The 15,435-nt window shown below is 67.5% G+C and carries 12 protein-coding genes and 1 pseudogene; 8 read left to right on the forward strand and 5 right to left on the reverse strand.

All coding sequences use genetic code 11. The features are described from left to right. Positions 1-119 precede the first annotated feature (119 nt). The 3 genes from B0T44_RS28070 to B0T44_RS16645 all read right to left on the reverse strand — a co-directional run bounded on the left by B0T44_RS28070 (position 120) and on the right by B0T44_RS16645 (position 1,954). The gene (locus tag B0T44_RS28070; RefSeq protein WP_254893686.1) at positions 120-245 is read right to left on the reverse strand and encodes a hypothetical protein; all 126 of its coding nucleotides are present in this window, start codon (positions 243-245) and stop codon (positions 120-122) included. A 316-nt stretch (positions 246-561) separates the two neighbouring features. Then, the gene (locus B0T44_RS16640) at positions 562-843 is read right to left on the reverse strand and encodes an IclR family transcriptional regulator domain-containing protein (RefSeq protein ID WP_077116752.1); all 282 of its coding nucleotides are present in this window, start codon (positions 841-843) and stop codon (positions 562-564) included. A gap of 337 nt (positions 844-1,180) precedes the next feature. Then, the gene (locus B0T44_RS16645) at positions 1,181-1,954 is read right to left on the reverse strand and encodes an IclR family transcriptional regulator (protein ID WP_077116753.1); all 774 of its coding nucleotides are present in this window, start codon (positions 1,952-1,954) and stop codon (positions 1,181-1,183) included. Between the two features lie 65 nt (positions 1,955-2,019). Here B0T44_RS16645 and B0T44_RS16650 point away from each other — a divergent pair, with 65 nt between their 5' ends. From B0T44_RS16650 to B0T44_RS16675, 6 genes and pseudogenes are all read left to right on the forward strand, one after another. Next, complete coding sequence (locus B0T44_RS16650) at positions 2,020-3,177, forward strand: cupin domain-containing protein (protein ID WP_077116754.1); 1,158 nt, start codon at positions 2,020-2,022, stop codon at positions 3,175-3,177. Next, entirely contained in the window at positions 3,174-4,001 is an 828-nt protein-coding gene (locus tag B0T44_RS16655; protein WP_077116755.1) for a fumarylacetoacetate hydrolase family protein, read from the forward strand. The genes B0T44_RS16650 and B0T44_RS16655 overlap by 4 nt, the downstream gene beginning before the upstream one ends. A 2-nt stretch (positions 4,002-4,003) precedes the next feature. Beyond that, complete coding sequence (locus B0T44_RS16660) at positions 4,004-4,624, forward strand: maleylpyruvate isomerase family mycothiol-dependent enzyme (RefSeq protein ID WP_077116756.1); 621 nt, start codon at positions 4,004-4,006, stop codon at positions 4,622-4,624. 12 nt (positions 4,625-4,636) lie between these two features. Beyond that, positions 4,637-5,905 (forward strand): FAD-dependent oxidoreductase, encoded by a 1,269-nt coding sequence (locus B0T44_RS16665; protein WP_077116757.1) that lies wholly within the window; start codon positions 4,637-4,639, stop codon positions 5,903-5,905. A 252-nt stretch (positions 5,906-6,157) separates the two neighbouring features. Beyond that, positions 6,158-6,316, forward strand: a complete 159-nt coding sequence (locus B0T44_RS28585; protein ID WP_217697490.1) for a 2-oxo acid dehydrogenase subunit E2 — start codon at positions 6,158-6,160, stop codon at positions 6,314-6,316. A 217-nt stretch (positions 6,317-6,533) separates the two neighbouring features. After that, a pseudogene (locus B0T44_RS16675) lies at positions 6,534-12,025 on the forward strand (ATP-binding protein). Positions 12,026-12,307: 282 nt separating this feature from the next. On the opposite strand, the gene B0T44_RS16680 reads toward B0T44_RS16675, so the two are convergent. Next, complete coding sequence (locus B0T44_RS16680; RefSeq protein ID WP_175648009.1) at positions 12,308-12,814, reverse strand: MarR family winged helix-turn-helix transcriptional regulator; 507 nt, start codon at positions 12,812-12,814, stop codon at positions 12,308-12,310. Positions 12,815-12,885: 71 nt separating this feature from the next. Here B0T44_RS16680 and B0T44_RS16685 point away from each other — a divergent pair, with 71 nt between their 5' ends. Further along, on the forward strand, positions 12,886-13,389 hold the full coding sequence (locus tag B0T44_RS16685) for a cupin domain-containing protein (RefSeq protein ID WP_077116801.1): 504 nt from the start codon (positions 12,886-12,888) through the stop codon (positions 13,387-13,389). 212 nt (positions 13,390-13,601) lie between these two features. Here the strand turns inward: B0T44_RS16685 and B0T44_RS16690 are convergent, their stop codons facing one another. Then, on the reverse strand, positions 13,602-14,591 hold the full coding sequence (locus B0T44_RS16690; protein ID WP_245839107.1) for an ADP-ribosylglycohydrolase family protein: 990 nt from the start codon (positions 14,589-14,591) through the stop codon (positions 13,602-13,604). A gap of 168 nt (positions 14,592-14,759) precedes the next feature. Between B0T44_RS16690 and B0T44_RS16695 the strand changes: the two genes are divergently transcribed. Next, the gene (locus B0T44_RS16695; protein ID WP_077116759.1) at positions 14,760-15,398 is read left to right on the forward strand and encodes an MBL fold metallo-hydrolase; all 639 of its coding nucleotides are present in this window, start codon (positions 14,760-14,762) and stop codon (positions 15,396-15,398) included. Positions 15,399-15,435 lie beyond the last annotated feature (37 nt).

The following is a 15,435-nucleotide window of genomic DNA, read 5'->3' on the forward strand; positions in this document are numbered from 1 at the left end:
CACAACCGACTGTTGCCAGCCATGGGGACCCGGGGCCGACACCGGACTGTGCGAGTAAGTCCTGGGGTCGATCCTGAGGGTTATGCCGAGTCCGCCGCGTCCGGTCTGGCTCGGCGCCGCTACACCGCCACTGTCGACAGGCCGTCGCGGCAGGTGGGGTAACGCGGCGTCCAGCGCAGTTCGTCGACGGCACGTCGGTTGGATCGGCGGATACGGGTGGCGACCATCAGTGCCCGCAGGGGCACTGCATACTGGCTGCAAGTGTTGGCCGAGCTCGAGAACCGTGGCGGCGCCGGTGCGGGGAACAGATGAGCAGAGATCTACCACCGGTCCACATCGCACCGAATACGGCCTCCGTCAAGGAACGGCTCGCCGAGGTCGGCCTCTGACGCTTTGTGCTGACTGCGGGCAACATCAACGACCGCACGGTGTTCACCCAGGTACTGGCCGGGATCTGGACAGATCTGGGCAAGGGAGATCCCGGAAGTACCTCTGGTCTCCATCGACCCGAAGCCTACTTCGCAGGATTCGGGCACAGATCGAGGCCTCGACCCCACGGGGTCAGCGCCGAGACAGGTTGGTTTCGACTACTGCGATCGCCGTCCGAAGGCTGTCGACGTAGCGGCCGATGTCGTCGTGGTCGAAGCGGGGACTGGGAACCGCGATGGTCGGTGCGGCGACCGGGTGACGAGCACCGTCGTGCACGCACATACCGATCCCGCATACGCCGCTTTCGGTTTCGCTGATGTTCACGCCGTAACCGGCCTTCTGCACCCCGACCAGATGCGCCTCGAGCGGGACGACGTCGGTGATCCGCGCCGTCCGCCACGGCGGCTTCGGCATCGATACCGGTTTCAGCCCGCACAGTGCCCGCGGCGACAGGTTTGCGGTGAGGGTCGCCCGCAGCCGCGTATGGGACCGGCGGGTCCGAGGTGCAGGAGAAACCGGTCAGCGATTCGCCGACCGTCGGTTGAAGCCGTTGACCCCGGCCGAGGAGAAGCCCCCTCCGGTCGGCCAGCACATCGCGAAGGGCGTCGTGCCAGGTGAGGGCGTATACGTCGTTCGCCAGGAGATGGACAACTCCTCCGAGGTCGCGCAGGGACACGGCCCGACGAGCGCCGTGTCGTCGAAGAGGTCGAGAGCGGAGAGGAGAGGGGCTGAGTCGGTCAGTGCATGGCGTTCAGAGGGCCCCATCTGCCTCGATGGCGGCAGCCGCACGGCCAAGGGTGGCCACGAGCGCCGGCAACTGACGCCGGTCGTACCGAACCGACGGCATCGAGATCGAGAGACCGGCGAGCGCTGTCCCCCCTGCGTCACGAACCGGGACCCCGATCGCGACCACCCCTCGCTCCGACAAGCCGTCGTTGAGCGCGAACCCGGCATGGTGGACGCGGGCGAGCTGGGCCCGCAAGCGCGGCATATCCGGCCGTTCGTCGGGGCGCTCGACATACCGCTGTACGGCATACAACTCCTCCACCTCGGCCGGATCGAGATCCGCGAGCAGCACCAGCCCGGCGGTAGTACGGTGGGCCGGGAACACCATTCCCTCGCGCGAACCCACTCGGAGAGCCTGCTCGCACTCCACGCTGGCGATGAACCGCGCCGTGTCACCCGTGCGGATCGTCAGGTTCGCCGACTCCCCCACGACGTCGACGAGCCGCTGGATGTGCGGCAGCGCAGCAACCCGGAGTTGCGAGGTGCGGGACTGCGAGTGCGTGGCGAGTTCGAGGACCGGCCCGGGGTGGTAGACACGCTGGTCGTCCTGAACCGCGAAGTCGCGGTAGACGAGCGTCTGCAGCAAGCGGTGGGCCGTCGACCGCGCCACACCGAGCCGGTCGGCGACCTCGCTCACCGTGAGCCCACCCTCCAGTTGCAGCATGACCGCCACCCGCAGCGCATGGTCGGCACTGGTCACGATGTACGTCGGCGGGGTCTTCGGTTGGGCGCTACCCATGGCCATTTGTTCCGTTCTCCAGAATTTCATGTTCTGCTGTTGCGTTCAGCCCCACTGTAGGGAACATGAGCACGACTGACACCTCTGTTCGCTTGCAGGCGGTCGCGGCGCCGGACCAGCCGGACGTGACTCCTGCTCTGGAGGAGCTGTACCGCGGCTTCGAGCAGGAGCTGCTCGTTCCGCTGTGGACCCAGATCGGTGACCTGATGCCGGCGCACCCGCGGTCGTGCGCAGTGCCGCACCTGTGGCGGTGGGAGAACCTGCTGCGCCTGGCCGAGAAGGCGGGTGACATCGTCCCCGTCGGTCGCGGCGGGGAACGTCGGGCGATCGCGCTGGCGAACCCGTCCCTCGGCGGGCGGCCGTTCGCCACCCCGACGCTGTGGGCGGCGATCCAATATCTGATGCCCGGCGAGGACGCCCCCGAGCACCGCCACACTCAGCACGCGTTCCGCTTCGTGGTCGAGGGCTCAGGCGTGTGGACCGTGGTCGGCGGCAGCGGCGAAACGTCCGTCGGCGACGCTGTTCCGATGCGCCGCGGCGACTTCCTGCCGCAAGCGGGCTGGAACTGGCACGCCCATCACAATGCGACCTCGGAGCCCATGGCATGGATCGACGGACTGGACATCCCCTTCCAATACGTCCTCGAGTCGCAGTTCTTCCAGTTCGGCCGCACGGAGATCAGTGCGGCCGAGCGGACCACGCCGGAGCGCTCGCGCTCCGAACGCCTGTGGGGTCATCCGGGCCTGCGGCCGCTCTCGGTGGGCGAGGTCGCCCCCGGCTCGCCGCTGCTCGCCTACAAGTGGGAGCACACCGACGCCGCCCTGAACGACCAGCTGCAGCTGGAGAAGGAGGGGTACGGGGGCACCCTCGAAACCGGTCATGCGGCCGTCCGGTTCACCAACCCGCACAACGGAACCGACGTACTGCCGACTATCCGCGCCGAGTTCCACCGGATCACCCGCGGTGCGGAAACCGCGCCGGTGCGCGAGACCGGGTCGTCGGTATACCAGGTTTTCGACGGATCCGGCACGGTGACCGTCGGTGACAAGACCTGGTCGGTCACCCGCGGTGACCTGTTCGTCGTCCCGTCATGGGAGCCCTTCGCAGCCAGGTCGGAAGCCGGCAGCACCGACTCCGACTCCGGCGCACTCGACCTTTTCCGTTTCTCGGACGCGCCTGTCTTCGAGGCGCTCCGACTCGACCGTCAGGAGACCATCCGATGAAGCTCGCCACCCTCCGCGTCGCCGGCGGCACCCGCGCCGTCCGCCTCGACGACAACGTCCTGGTCGACCTCGGCTACGACGACCTCGGTGCCCTGTTCGCCCAGGACGACTGGGCCACGATCGCCGCCGACGCCAGCGGTGAGACCTGGCCGGCCGAGGGCGCCGACCTCGCCGCCGTCGTACCCGACCCGTCGAAAGTGATCTGCGTCGGTCACAACTACACCAACCACATCAAGGAGATGGGTCGCGAGCTCCCGAGCTACCCGACCCTGTTCACGAAGTTCGCCGACACCCTCATCGGCCCGAACGACCCGATCGTGAAGCCCGCTGAGACCGACGCCCTCGACTGGGAGGTCGAGCTGGTGGTCGTCATCGGCAAGCCGGTCCGCCGGGCAACCGAAGAGGAGGCCGCCGCCGCCATCGCGGGCTTCACCGTCATGAACGACGTGTCGGTGCGCGACTGGCAGTTCCGGACCATCGAATGGACCCAAGGCAAGATCTGGGACTCCTCCACCCCGGTCGGCCCCTACGTCGTGACCCCCGACGAGGTCGGCGGCGTCCGCCCCGCGCTCGAGGTCACCACGCTCATCGACGGCCGGCGTATGCAGCACGACGACACCGGCACACTGCTCTTCGACCCCGTGCATCTCGTGCAGTACATCTCGACCGTCATCCGGCTCAACCCGGGCGACATGATCGCCACCGGGACGCCCGCCGGGGTCGGCCACGCCCGTGATCCCAAGGTCTACCTCGTCGGCGGCGAAACCGTCGTGACACAGATCGCCGGCCTCGGGACGTGCACCAACCGGGTCGTCGAGGAGTGACGATGCGCACGCACAGGGACTCGCTCGAGTGGGTCGAGCACGGGACGAAGCTGTTCACCGCGCAGCTGGCCGAGCTGGAAGAGCAGGAGATGGCGGAGCCGAGCGCCCTGCCAGGTTGGACGCGCAAGCACCTCATGGCGCACGTCGCCGCCAACGCCGACGCGCTCGGCAACCTCGTGCACTGGGCCGAGACCGGTGAGCGCACGCCGATGTACTCCTCGGCGGAGCAGCGCAACGCCGACATCGAGGCAGGCGCGAAGCTCTCCGCGTCCCAGTTGACGGCATGGACGAACCGGGCAACGCACACCTTGGCCGTTGCGATGAACGACCTGACCGAGGAGCAATGGCGCGCCGAGGTCGTCACTGCCCAGGGCCGGACGGTACCGGCCACGGAGATCCCCTGGCTGCGGGCGCGGGAGGTATGTGTCCACGCTGTCGATCTCGGCACGGGCCTGACTTTCGCGGATCTGGCCGAGGAGTTCCTCACCGCGCTCGTGACGGACATCCAGGCCAAGCGCGGTCTCGGCGAGGTTCCCGACGGGCCGCTACCCGAGGTCGCCGCTTACCTCGCCGGTCGTTCCCATTCCCTCGTCGATGTCCCCGACATCGGCCCCTGGCTGTGAGGAGGCTGCCACATGAGCATCCCTGACGTCGTCATCGTCGGCGGCGGAATCGGCGGGCTGAGCACCGCCTTCGCACTTTCGCGCCTCGGCCTGCAGGTGCGGGTCCTCGAACAGGCTCCGGAATTCGGCGAGGTGGGCGCCGGCATTCAGCTCGCCCCCAACTGCACCCGTATCCTCGACGACTACGGCCTGCTGGAGAAGGCGAAGTCCCGCGGCGTCGTACCCGACCGGATGGTGATGCGCGACGCCATCGACGGGAGCGACCTGACCTTGCTCGACCTGCGCGACCTCGCGCGCAAGTACGGCTTCCCATACCTGGTCATCCACCGCAGCGACCTGCACTCACTGTTTGTGGAGGCGTGCCGGGACGCGGGCGTCGAACTGCTCACCGAGCAGCGGGTCACCTCGTACACGCAGAACGCTCACAAGGCCTGCGCGACAACGGGAGCAGGGACGGCCCACGAGGCGGATGTCGTGATCGCGGCCGACGGGCTCCACTCCGTCGCTCGTCAGCTTCTCGTCGACGACCAGCCGATTTCTTCCGCCTACGTCGCCTACCGCGGCACGGTGCCGATTGCGGAGGTGGATCGTCCGGTCGACCTCTCCGAGGTCGTCGTGTACGTCGGCCCACGCTGTCATTTCGTCCATTACGGGCTCCGCGGCGGCGATCTGCTCAACCAGGTCGCGGTCTTCGAATCCCCCAAAGCACGCGCCGGGCTCGCAGACTGGGGCACTCCTGACGAGCTCGATGCCGCCTTTGCCGAGACCTGCGATTTCGTCCGGCAGCGGCTGCCGCACATGTGGCGGGACAAATGGTGGCGGATGTACGACCGCAACCCGATCGACACCTGGGTCGACGGTCGGATAGCCCTGCTCGGCGATGCGGCCCACCCGCCGCTGCAGTACATGGCCCAAGGCGCGATCATGGCGATCGAGGACGGTTGGGTGCTCGCCGAGCACGTGCGTCGCCTGCGCACGGACGACGGTGTCGTCGACTGGGCGGGTGCGCTCGCGGCCTACCAAGCCGTCCGGCCCGAGCACTGCCGCCGCGTGGTTCTCACGGCCCGCACGTGGGGTGAACTGTGGCACCTCGACGACCTGCAGCGCGAGCAACGTAACGTGCTTCTTCGTTCGCGAGCCGTCCACGACTACTCGTTCACCGACTGGATCTACGGTCCGACAGCGCTCTTCGCCGAAGACGAACCTGCGATGTTCGAACCGATCCCGCTCGCCTCAGCCGACCAGGTGGCCGACGACCTTGCGAATTCACAAGTTGGGTGACCTGGAGACCCGCCATTGACTGCATTCGGAAGACGCTCGAGTGGGCGTTTTCCGGCGGGCAATTTCTATAGTTAAATTCGCATATCTACGTATAATTATGTGCCCTTGCTGGGCCGGCTCCGAGAAGTCGGACACTCTCCACTGGGACCGGACCGCTACCGTGCCGACCAACTGGCCGACCGGACAGCGTAGCTCACGACGAATTCCATCGCCACGGAAAGCCGAGACGAGCCCGAGCGCCGCGACCGCAAGTTGTCGCTCCGACGAAATGGGCACCGGCACCTGTACCGTACCCACCTGGGTGGGTACGGTATCGAACACTTCACTGCCGTGATCAACTCGCCGGAGGCCGCGATTCTCGCCGTCGGCGCCCAACCGACGAATTGCGACTGGAGGACGAGCAGGTGGTGAACCGAAAGACGCCGGGGCCGGATCTGTGCCGACAGCTGGAAGCTCTTGATACCGCCATCACGTGATCCCTGCCGGCAGCAGACTGGCGAGCACGTATACGGGCGAGTAATACCCAACTGCTGTGCACATATCCCGGCTGGAGGTGCACACTACGCAGAGCCGCGATCGGCATCCCGTCGACCGGGCCGGCGCATTGGAGATGGAAGGAGCCAGGCGAGTGTTCAATCGCATTGCCGTCGTCAACCGGGGAGAGGCAGCGATGCGCCTCATCCACGCCGTCCGGGATTTGGCGGCGGAGACGGCGCGACCGATCGAAACCGTCGCTCTATACACCGATGTCGACCGGAACGCGACGTTCGTGCGGGAGGCCGATATCGCCTACGATCTCGGTCCGGCGTCTGCCCGTCCCTACCTGGACCTGAAGGCGCTCGAACGCGCTCTGGTGGCCACCGGAGCCGATGCCGCCTGGGTTGGCTGGGGTTTCGTCGCGGAAGACCCGGCGTTCGCGGAGTTGTGCGAGCAGATCGGGATCACCTTCATCGGGCCCGCCCCGGAGGCGATGCGCAAGCTCGGCGACAAGATCGGCGCCAAGCTGATCGCCGAGGAGGTCGGGGTGCCGGTCGCGCCCTGGAGCCGGGGCGCGGTCGAATCCGTGGACGCCGCCTTGGCCGCCGCGACCGAGATCGGCTACCCGCTGATGCTCAAGGCGACCGCAGGGGGTGGTGGTCGCGGTATCCGGGTGATCACCAACGAAGCCGAACTCGTCGACGCCTACGAACGCACCCGCCAGGAAGCAGCGCGAGCCTTCGGCAGCGGCGTCGTCTTCCTGGAACGGCTGGTCACCGGCGCTCGCCATGTCGAGGTGCAGGTGATCGCGGACGGCCAGGGCACCGCGTGGGCGCTCGGCGTGCGCGACTGCTCGGTGCAGCGGCGCAACCAGAAGATCATCGAAGAGTCGGCGTCACCGGTGCTGCGCCCCGAGCAGACCGCCGAACTCAAGGCGTCGGCCGAGCGGCTGGCCATCGCGGTCGGATACCGCGGCGCGGCGACCGTCGAGTTCCTCTACCACCCCGGTGACCAGCTGTTCGCCTTCCTAGAGGTCAACACTCGACTGCAGGTCGAACACCCGATCACCGAATCCACCACCGGCTTCGACCTGGTCCGGGCACAGCTGCACGTGGCCTCCGGCGGCCGGCTCGAAGGCGAGCCCCCGGTCGAGCGCGGCCATGCCATCGAGGCGCGGCTCAACGCCGAGGACCCGGATCGCGACTTCGCACCCGCCCCGGGCCGCATCGCCCGGCTCGACCTGCCCGCCGGGCCCGGTATCCGCGTCGACACCGGCGTCAGCGAGGGCGACACCATCCCCGCCGACTTCGACTCCATGATCGCCAAGATCATCGCCTACGGACGCAACCGCGACGAAGCGTTGGGCAGACTGCGCCGGGCGGTTTCGCAGACCAGGGTGGTCATCGAGGGCGGCGCCACCAACAAGAGCTTCGTGCTCGACCTGCTCAACCAGCCCGAAGTGATCGACGCCAGCGCCGACACCGGCTGGATCGACCGGGTGCGCGGTGAAGGCCGTCTCGTATCGCACCGCTACTCCACCGTCGCGGTGGCCGCCGCCGCCATCGACGCCTACGAGGAGGAAGAGCAGGTCGAGCGGGACCGGCTGCTGTCCACGGCGGCCGGCGGGCGCCCGCAGGTGCAGCACCAGAGCGGGCGGCCGCACGATCTCAAGCTGCGCGGGGTCGGCTACCGTGTCCGCGTCGCGCGCGTCGGCGCGCACCGGTTCCGGGTCGGTGTCGAATCGGGCGGGGAACTGCGCACCGCCGACGTCGAGCTGAAACGTTTCGACCACCACACCGGGCAGATCGTGGTCAACGGCACCCGGTACCGCCTCACCACCGGCACGCACGGGCCGATCCACCTGATCGACGTCGACGGTGTGGCGCATCGGATCAGTCGGGACGAGGGGGGTGTCGTCCGCTCCCCCGCGCCCGCGCTGGTCGTCGCCACGCCGCTGGAGGTCGGCGCCGAAGTCGAGGCGGGCGCGCCCGTGCTGGTGCTGGAGAGCATGAAGATGGAAACGGTGCTGCGCGCACCGTTCCGGGCCCGGTTGAAGGAGTGCGCGGTTTCCGTCGGCACCCAGGTGGAGACCGGCGCGCCGCTGCTGCGGCTGGAACCGCTCGCCGAGGAGGGCGAGGAGAACAGCGACGCGGCCGTGGAGACGGTCGAACTGGACCTGCCGATTGCGCCCGCACCTGCCCAGCCGCACGAACAAGTGGTCCGCGGCCTGCAGGACCTGCGCAGCCTGCTGCTCGGCTTCGACGTCGACCCGCACGACGACCGCCGCGTCCTCGGCGACTACCTCACCGCGCGCCGGGCGGCCGTGGCGGACAACCGCAGGCCGCTGGCCGAGGAGGTCGAACTCGTGCAGGTGTTCGCCGACCTCGCCGAGCTGAGCCACAACCGCTCATGGGACGAAGACAGCGGCGGCCGAAGCCATGTGCACAGCGCCCGCGAGTACTTCCACACCTACATGCGGAGTCTCGACGTCGAGCGGGCCGGGCTGCCGGAGTCGTACCGGGCCAAGCTGGCCAAGGCGCTCGAGCACTATGGCGTCACCGATCTGGAACGCACCCCCGACCTCGAGGCCGCGGTCTTCCGGATCTTCCTCGCCCAGCAACGACCGTCCGACACCGCCGAGGTCATCACCACCCTGCTGCGCGAATGGCTGCAAGAGCCGGTACCGGAGCGGGCGTTGCGCGAGCCCGTCGGTTTGGCGCTGGAGCGGCTGGTCGGCGCGACACAGGTGCGTTTCCCGGTGATCGCCGACCTCGCCCGCGGCCTGGTGTACGCCTGGTACGGCCAGCCGCTGCTGCGGCGCAACCGCGCCGAGGTCTACACCACCGTCCGCAGGCACCTGCGTCACCTGGACGCACACCCGGACACTCCCGACCGCGCCGATCGCGTCGCCGAGATGGTGCGCAGCACCGAGCCGCTGGTGCGGCTGCTCGGCCAGCGTCTGATGCGCGACGGCGTGGACAACACCGTCATGCTGGAGGTGCTCACCCGCCGCTACTACGGCAACACCGGGCTCACCAGTGTCCGTACCGAGCAGGCGGGCGGCTGCACCTTCGTGATCGCCGAACGTAAGGGCACGAGCCTGGTCTCGGCCGCGGTGCGGTTCGACGCCCTCGACACCGTGCTGCGCGGTCTGTCCGAACTGGCAGGCGCGGGCGCGGCTGCATCGTCTGTCGAAACCGATATCTACCTGAGCTGGGAGAAACAGCCCGAAGACTTCGACGCGATGGCCGCCGCGCTGCAGGAGGTGCTCGCCGCGCGCCCCCTGCCGAACCAGGTGCACCGGATCACCGCCACTGTGGCCGGGAGCAACGGCGCGGTGATGCACCATCACTTCACATTCCGCCCGTCGGCCACCGGCATGGCCGAGGAGCGGCTGATCCGCGGCCTGCATCCGTACATCGCGCAGCGAATGCAGATGACACGGCTGCGTAAGTTCGACCCCTCACCCGGCAGCCGTCCTCGGACGAGGAGGTCTACCTCTTCCGCTGTGTGGCCAAGGAAAACCCGGCCGACGAGCGCCTCGTCGCGTTCACGCAGGTGCGTGACCTGACCGCGCTGCGCGACCAGGACGGCCGGTTGCTCGCGCTGCCGACGGCGGAGAACACCGTCGCCGCCTGCCTGGACTCGATCCGCCGGGCACGGTCGCTGCGGTCGTCGGCCGCCCGCTTCCACACCAACCGCATCGTGATGTACATCTGGCCACCGGTCGACATCACCCGCGCCGAACTGGACACCATCGTCGAGCGCATCCAGCCGATCACCCTGGGCGCCGGGCTGGAGGAGATCCTGCTCATCGCCCGGCACCGCGCCCCGGAGACCGGCGAACTGGTCAAGGTCGCCGTGAACATCTCCTTCGACGCCACCGGCACGAAGGTCACGATCGGCGAGCGCACCGACGACCCGGTCGAGCCACTCGACGAGTACCGGCAGAAAGTGCTGCGGGCGGCGAGCCGCAATACCGTCTACCCCTACGAGCTGACCGGTTTGCTCGGCGAGTTCACCGAGTACGACCTCGATGCCGGCCACGCCCTGGTCCCGGTCGACCGGCCCAAGGGGCGTAACACGGCGGCGATCGTCGCCGGTGTGGTCACCACGGCGACCCAGCAGCACCCGCAGGGCGTCACCCGAGTGGTGCTGCTCGGCGATCCGACCAAATCGCTGGGCGCACTGTCCGAGCCGGAATGCCGCCGCGTGATCGCCGCTCTGGATCTGGCCGAACAGATGCAGGTTCCGCTGGAATGGTACGCACTGTCCTCCGGCGCCCGGATCTCGATGAAGTCCGGCACCGAGAACATGGATTGGGTGGCCGCCGCGCTCAAACGGATCGTCGAGTTCACCCAGGACGGCGGCGAGATCAACATCGTCGTCGCGGGCATCAACGTCGGCGCCCAGCCGTACTGGAACGCCGAGGCGACCATGCTCATGCATACCAAGGGCATCCTGGTGATGACCCCGGAGTCGGCGATGGTGCTCACCGGCAAGCAGTCGCTGGACTTCTCCGGCGGCGTCTCGGCCGAAGACAACTTCGGTATAGGCGGCTACGACCGGGTGATGGGCCCGAACGGGCAGGCGCAGTACTGGGCGCCGAACCTGACCGCCGCACGGGACCTGCTGATGTCGCACTACGACCACACCTACATCGCGCCAGGTGAGCAGACGCCGCGCCGGTCGCCCACCAGCGACCCGGTCGATCGCGACGTCTCCGATTTCCCGCATGTGTCGGCAGACAGCGACTTCACCACCGTCGGAGAGATCTTCTCCGCCACCGCCAACCCGGATCGCAAAAAGCCCTTCGACATCCGGACTGTGATGCGGGCGTTGGCCGATCAGGACCATCCGGTGCTGGAACGGTGGGCGGGTATGGCCGACGCCGAGACCGCCGTGGTGCAAGACGCACGGCTCGGCGGTATCCCGGTGTGCCTGCTCGGCATCGAGTCACAGAGCGTGCCGCGGCGCGGCTTCACATCCACCGACGGCCCCGACACCTACACCGCGGGCACGCTGTTCCCGCTGTCGTCGAAGAAGGCCGCCCGGGCGATCAACGCGGCCAGCGGCAACCGGCCGCTGGTGGTGTTGGCGAACCTGTCCGGATTCGACGGCTCGCCGGAGTCGATGCGGAAGCTGCAGTTGGAGTACGGTGCCGAGATCGGCCGCGCCATCGTGAACTTCCGCGGCCCCATCGTGTTCTGCGTCATCTCCCGATACCACGGCGGCGCGTTCGTGGTGTTCTCGAAGACGCTGAACCCGAACATGACCGTGCTCGCGGTGGAAGGCTCGTTCGCCTCGGTACTCGGCGGCGCCCCGGCCGCTGCGGTGGTGTTCGCCGGCGAGGTCAACGCACGTACCGCGGCCGACCCGCGGGTACGGGAGCTGGAGGCAGACGTCGCGAACGCAACCGGCACCGACCGCGCGGCCCTGGCCGCAGAACTCGACGAGGTCCGGTCGTCGGTCCGCTCGGAAAAGCTCGGTGAAGTAGCCGCGGAATTCGACCGCGTGCACAATATTCAGCGCGCTGTCGAGGTCGGTTCGGTCGACGCCATCATTCGCCCCACCGAACTGCGCCCCCGCATCATCGAGACCATCGAAGCGCACCTGGCCGACAAACCTGTCGGGGCTTCGTGACCGGAGCTCACCAACCACCCTGATCGAACCGTAGCCACACTCGGACAGTGGTGGCAGTCCCGCCGCAGGCGAGCAGATCGTTGCTCGCCTGCGGCATCGCTATCAGGATGCTTATCGGGCTGGCAAGGTCGCTCTAGGAAGTGAGTGGCGCAGATACCGTCGAGCGAGCCGAACCACGGCTGCTGCCGAGTAGTTTCGTGAGGTCGTGCAGCGTGCCTGTGGGCGTCGGCGTCGAAGTTGGGCGGCTCACCGGTGTCGCAGCAGCTGCGTAAGCTACCGTTGCTACGCGTCCGGTTCCAAGCTGCTCAGCAGAATTCGCGCGAGCCGGTCTAATTCCCGCCGCTCATCGGCGGTCAGCACGGACAGCATCTCGGTCTCGTTCGCGGTATGTTCGGTAACCACGGTGTCCACCAGTTCCCGCCCCGCCTGGGTGAGGGCGACACGTATCGCCCTGCGGTCGTGCGCGTCCGCGACGCGTCGCACCAGTCCCGCCGTCTCCAGCCGGTCCAGCCGCCCGGTCATGCCCGCCCGGGAGAGCATCAGGGTATCGGCGAGCATCGACGGGTTGAGTTCGAACGGCTCCCCTGAACGACGTAGCGCCGCAAGCACATCGAACTCGCCCTGTCGCAGGCCGTGTCCGTCGAATACAGTCTCGATCTCGCGCTGCGCGACCAGCAACAGCCGACCCAGACGGCCGATGACGGCCATGGCCTCGAGATCGAGGTCCGGTCGTTCGCGCCGCCACTGCGCCACGATCGCGTCTACGGGATCGGTCTTCCGCTCGGTCATGGACACGATTCTATTCGGTGGCATATAGTTCGATAACAAACTATCTGCCAGCGAACCACATGGAGCCCATGATGAGCATTCCTGCCCCACGTAAGGACGTGGCAATCCGGCAGCCGCAGGAGGCGGAGATCTTGCACACGAAGTCGGTCACCTTGCGGCTGCTGATCGACGCCGAAGAAGCGGGCGGCGGATCGAGCACGCTCGAGGTCAGCATGGATCGCGGCGCGGACGGCGCGGCGCCGCACTATCACACCCGTTCCGACGAGCTGTTCTACATCGCCGAAGGCGAACTGCAACTGCTGACCGGCGATCGGATCGTCACCGTCGGCGCAGGAGGTACGGTCGTGGTCCCGAAGTTCATGCCGCACGCCTTCGGCGCCGCCCCGGACAGCGCAGCACGAATCCTGATTGCACTCACGCCCGGCGTGCAGCGATTCGAGTACTTCCGGTTGCTGGAGCGGATCGCCGCGGGCGAATCCGCGATGACAGAACTCGCTGCCACCCAAGACGAGTTCGACAACCACTTCGTCGACGCCCCCGCCTGGTGGGCGGCACGCAGCGCGCATCGACATTGAAGCCCACCAGATCCCGGTTCAGCCAACCTGATTCGCCCACGTCGCTCGCGACGCGACGAACAGCAGTTCTGTCGTCGCTCGATCGCGCAGGTGGGCGCCTCGGACTGCCCGGGCTCGGAGCGCGCTGGTCCGACTCTCGGAGTGAACCACGATTGTGGTATCCGGGACTGGAACCGGTTTTCGGGCCGGCGCTTTCGGGACGATAACTTTCTTTACGACGCGCCGGATAACCATCGTCGAACACGTCCGGGTCCAGAGTTCTTGCGCCGGCGTGCTCGGCGGACCGGTTCGAACCAGCCGGGCAACGGTTCTCGCGCGGCAAGCCACTTCTGCGGCACCCCGACGTTCGGGCCGGGGCGGCTGCCGGTGTAGGCGGCGACGATCCCACCGACGATGGCGCTGGTGGTGTCGATGTCTCCTTCTGCCGCAATGCATGTGGTGATCGCGGCCGGGTAGTCGTCCAGATGTGTTGCCGCGACCCATATCGTGAACGGCACGGTGTTCTGCGCGGTTACCAGAGAACCGTTGCCGAGTTCAGCTGCGGCCTTTTCGACGGAGGCTCCGAGCAGAGTGCGGGCGTGGCGAATCAGTCGGCTCGTATCGCTGTCGTCGATGCGGTCGAGGACGGCGGTAATGAATTCCATTGCTGTGGGCCGGGTCCCGATCAGGCGAGCATGAGCGGCCCTACCAGCCGCGAGTGCCACCGCGACCGCTCCGATCACCCCTTCGGGGTGTAGATGCGTCACCTGTGCCGAGCGAACCGCTTCGGCGGCAATTTTGTCCGGGTCGCCGGCGTAGAAGGCACCCAGCGGGGCGACCCGCATGGCCGCACCATTGCCACAGGAACCCTGGTGATCGTATGCGGATCCGGCCGCATCCCGCCACGGTGCACCGTCGCGGATCCGACGCAATGTATCGACCGTTATGAAGCCGTAGTCGCGGCGCGGATCGAGCCGCCGGGCGAAAGCTGCAGCAAGCCGATCCTGGTCGATCTCACCATGACTGGCGAGTTCGGCGACCACGGTGCAGGCCATTTCGGTGTCGTCGGTCCACCCCCACTGCCCAGCCGGGAGATTGCCTGCCCGAAGATCCGGGATCGAGCGGCCCATGACGGGGAATTCCGCACCCAACGCGTCCCCCACGGACAACCCATCCAGGGAATCGAGCATCAAGTCGACATGCATCGCGTCGATGATAGCCATGTCGCCACCGTCGCGGGCGCCGCGACCGAGAACAACGCCTGACCGATCATCGCTGACCCACTCCCGTACTTCCACCGACAGGCTTGACCTCGAGTGAGGTTGAGCTTTTAGCGTAGTGATATGTCTACCGAATCGATACCGCAAGATCAGAACCGGTCGAACGTGGCTATGCGGCGCATACTGCCGGACCTGTGGGAAACACGGGCTTTCGTCGTGCCCCAAGGCCCACGAACCCACGCCTACCTGTGGACACCGCCATCAGGGCGCAACATCCTGTTCTACTCCCCCGGCAACGACGAGGAGTTCGATCAACTGCACGAGCTCGGCGGCGTGGCCCGTCAGTACCTGAGTCACCAGGACGAGGCCGGACCGATGCTGCACGCGCTGGCCGAGCGCTTCGGGAGCCGCCTGCACGCTCCCGCGGCAGAGGCCGCACAGATCTCGTCATTCGCCCCGATTGATGTGTTGCTCTCCGAGCGAGGGGTCGACGACGCCGGTGTCGAAGTGGTTCCCACTCCTGGGCATTCGCCGGGCAGCACCTGCTATGTGGTGCCGGGTCACGATGGCCTGACCTACTTGTTCACCGGCGATACCCTGCTCCGGTACGACGACGGGGTGTGGCGTGCAGGTTATGTGCCGGGCTACAGCGACAAGGCCGGGTTGCGCGCAGCACTCGATACCTTGGCCACTGTGCAACCTGACGTGGTCATCTCCAGCGCCTTCGTCGAAGGTGCCGAAGGATTCCATCGCATGGATCGCAGTCTCTGGCAGGCCTGCCTCGACCAAGCCCGAACCGAACTGAATTGACTTTCTCCGGCCATCGTGAACGATGGGGATGGCTACA

Origin of the sequence: Nocardia donostiensis (genome assembly GCF_002081715.1) — a bacterium.
GTDB lineage: Bacteria > Actinomycetota > Actinomycetes > Mycobacteriales > Mycobacteriaceae > Nocardia > Nocardia donostiensis.

Excerpts from the sequence above, each read along its gene's own strand:
- B0T44_RS16655 (WP_077116755.1), top strand. The coding sequence starts at position 3,174 with ATGAAGCTCGCCACCCTCCGCGTCGCCGGCGGCACCCGCGCCGTCCGC.
- B0T44_RS16690 (WP_245839107.1), bottom strand. The coding sequence starts at position 14,591 with ATGGCTATCATCGACGCGATGCATGTCGACTTGATGCTCGATTCCCTG.
- B0T44_RS16660 (WP_077116756.1), top strand. The coding sequence starts at position 4,004 with ATGCGCACGCACAGGGACTCGCTCGAGTGGGTCGAGCACGGGACGAAG.
- B0T44_RS16645 (WP_077116753.1), bottom strand. The coding sequence starts at position 1,954 with ATGGGTAGCGCCCAACCGAAGACCCCGCCGACGTACATCGTGACCAGT.
- B0T44_RS16695 (WP_077116759.1), top strand. The coding sequence starts at position 14,760 with ATGCGGCGCATACTGCCGGACCTGTGGGAAACACGGGCTTTCGTCGTG.
- B0T44_RS16650 (WP_077116754.1), top strand. The coding sequence starts at position 2,020 with ATGAGCACGACTGACACCTCTGTTCGCTTGCAGGCGGTCGCGGCGCCG.
- B0T44_RS16685 (WP_077116801.1), top strand. The coding sequence starts at position 12,886 with ATGAGCATTCCTGCCCCACGTAAGGACGTGGCAATCCGGCAGCCGCAG.
- B0T44_RS16665 (WP_077116757.1), top strand. The coding sequence starts at position 4,637 with ATGAGCATCCCTGACGTCGTCATCGTCGGCGGCGGAATCGGCGGGCTG.
- B0T44_RS16640 (WP_077116752.1), bottom strand. The coding sequence starts at position 843 with ATGCCGAAGCCGCCGTGGCGGACGGCGCGGATCACCGACGTCGTCCCG.
- B0T44_RS16680 (WP_175648009.1), bottom strand. The coding sequence starts at position 12,814 with ATGACCGAGCGGAAGACCGATCCCGTAGACGCGATCGTGGCGCAGTGG.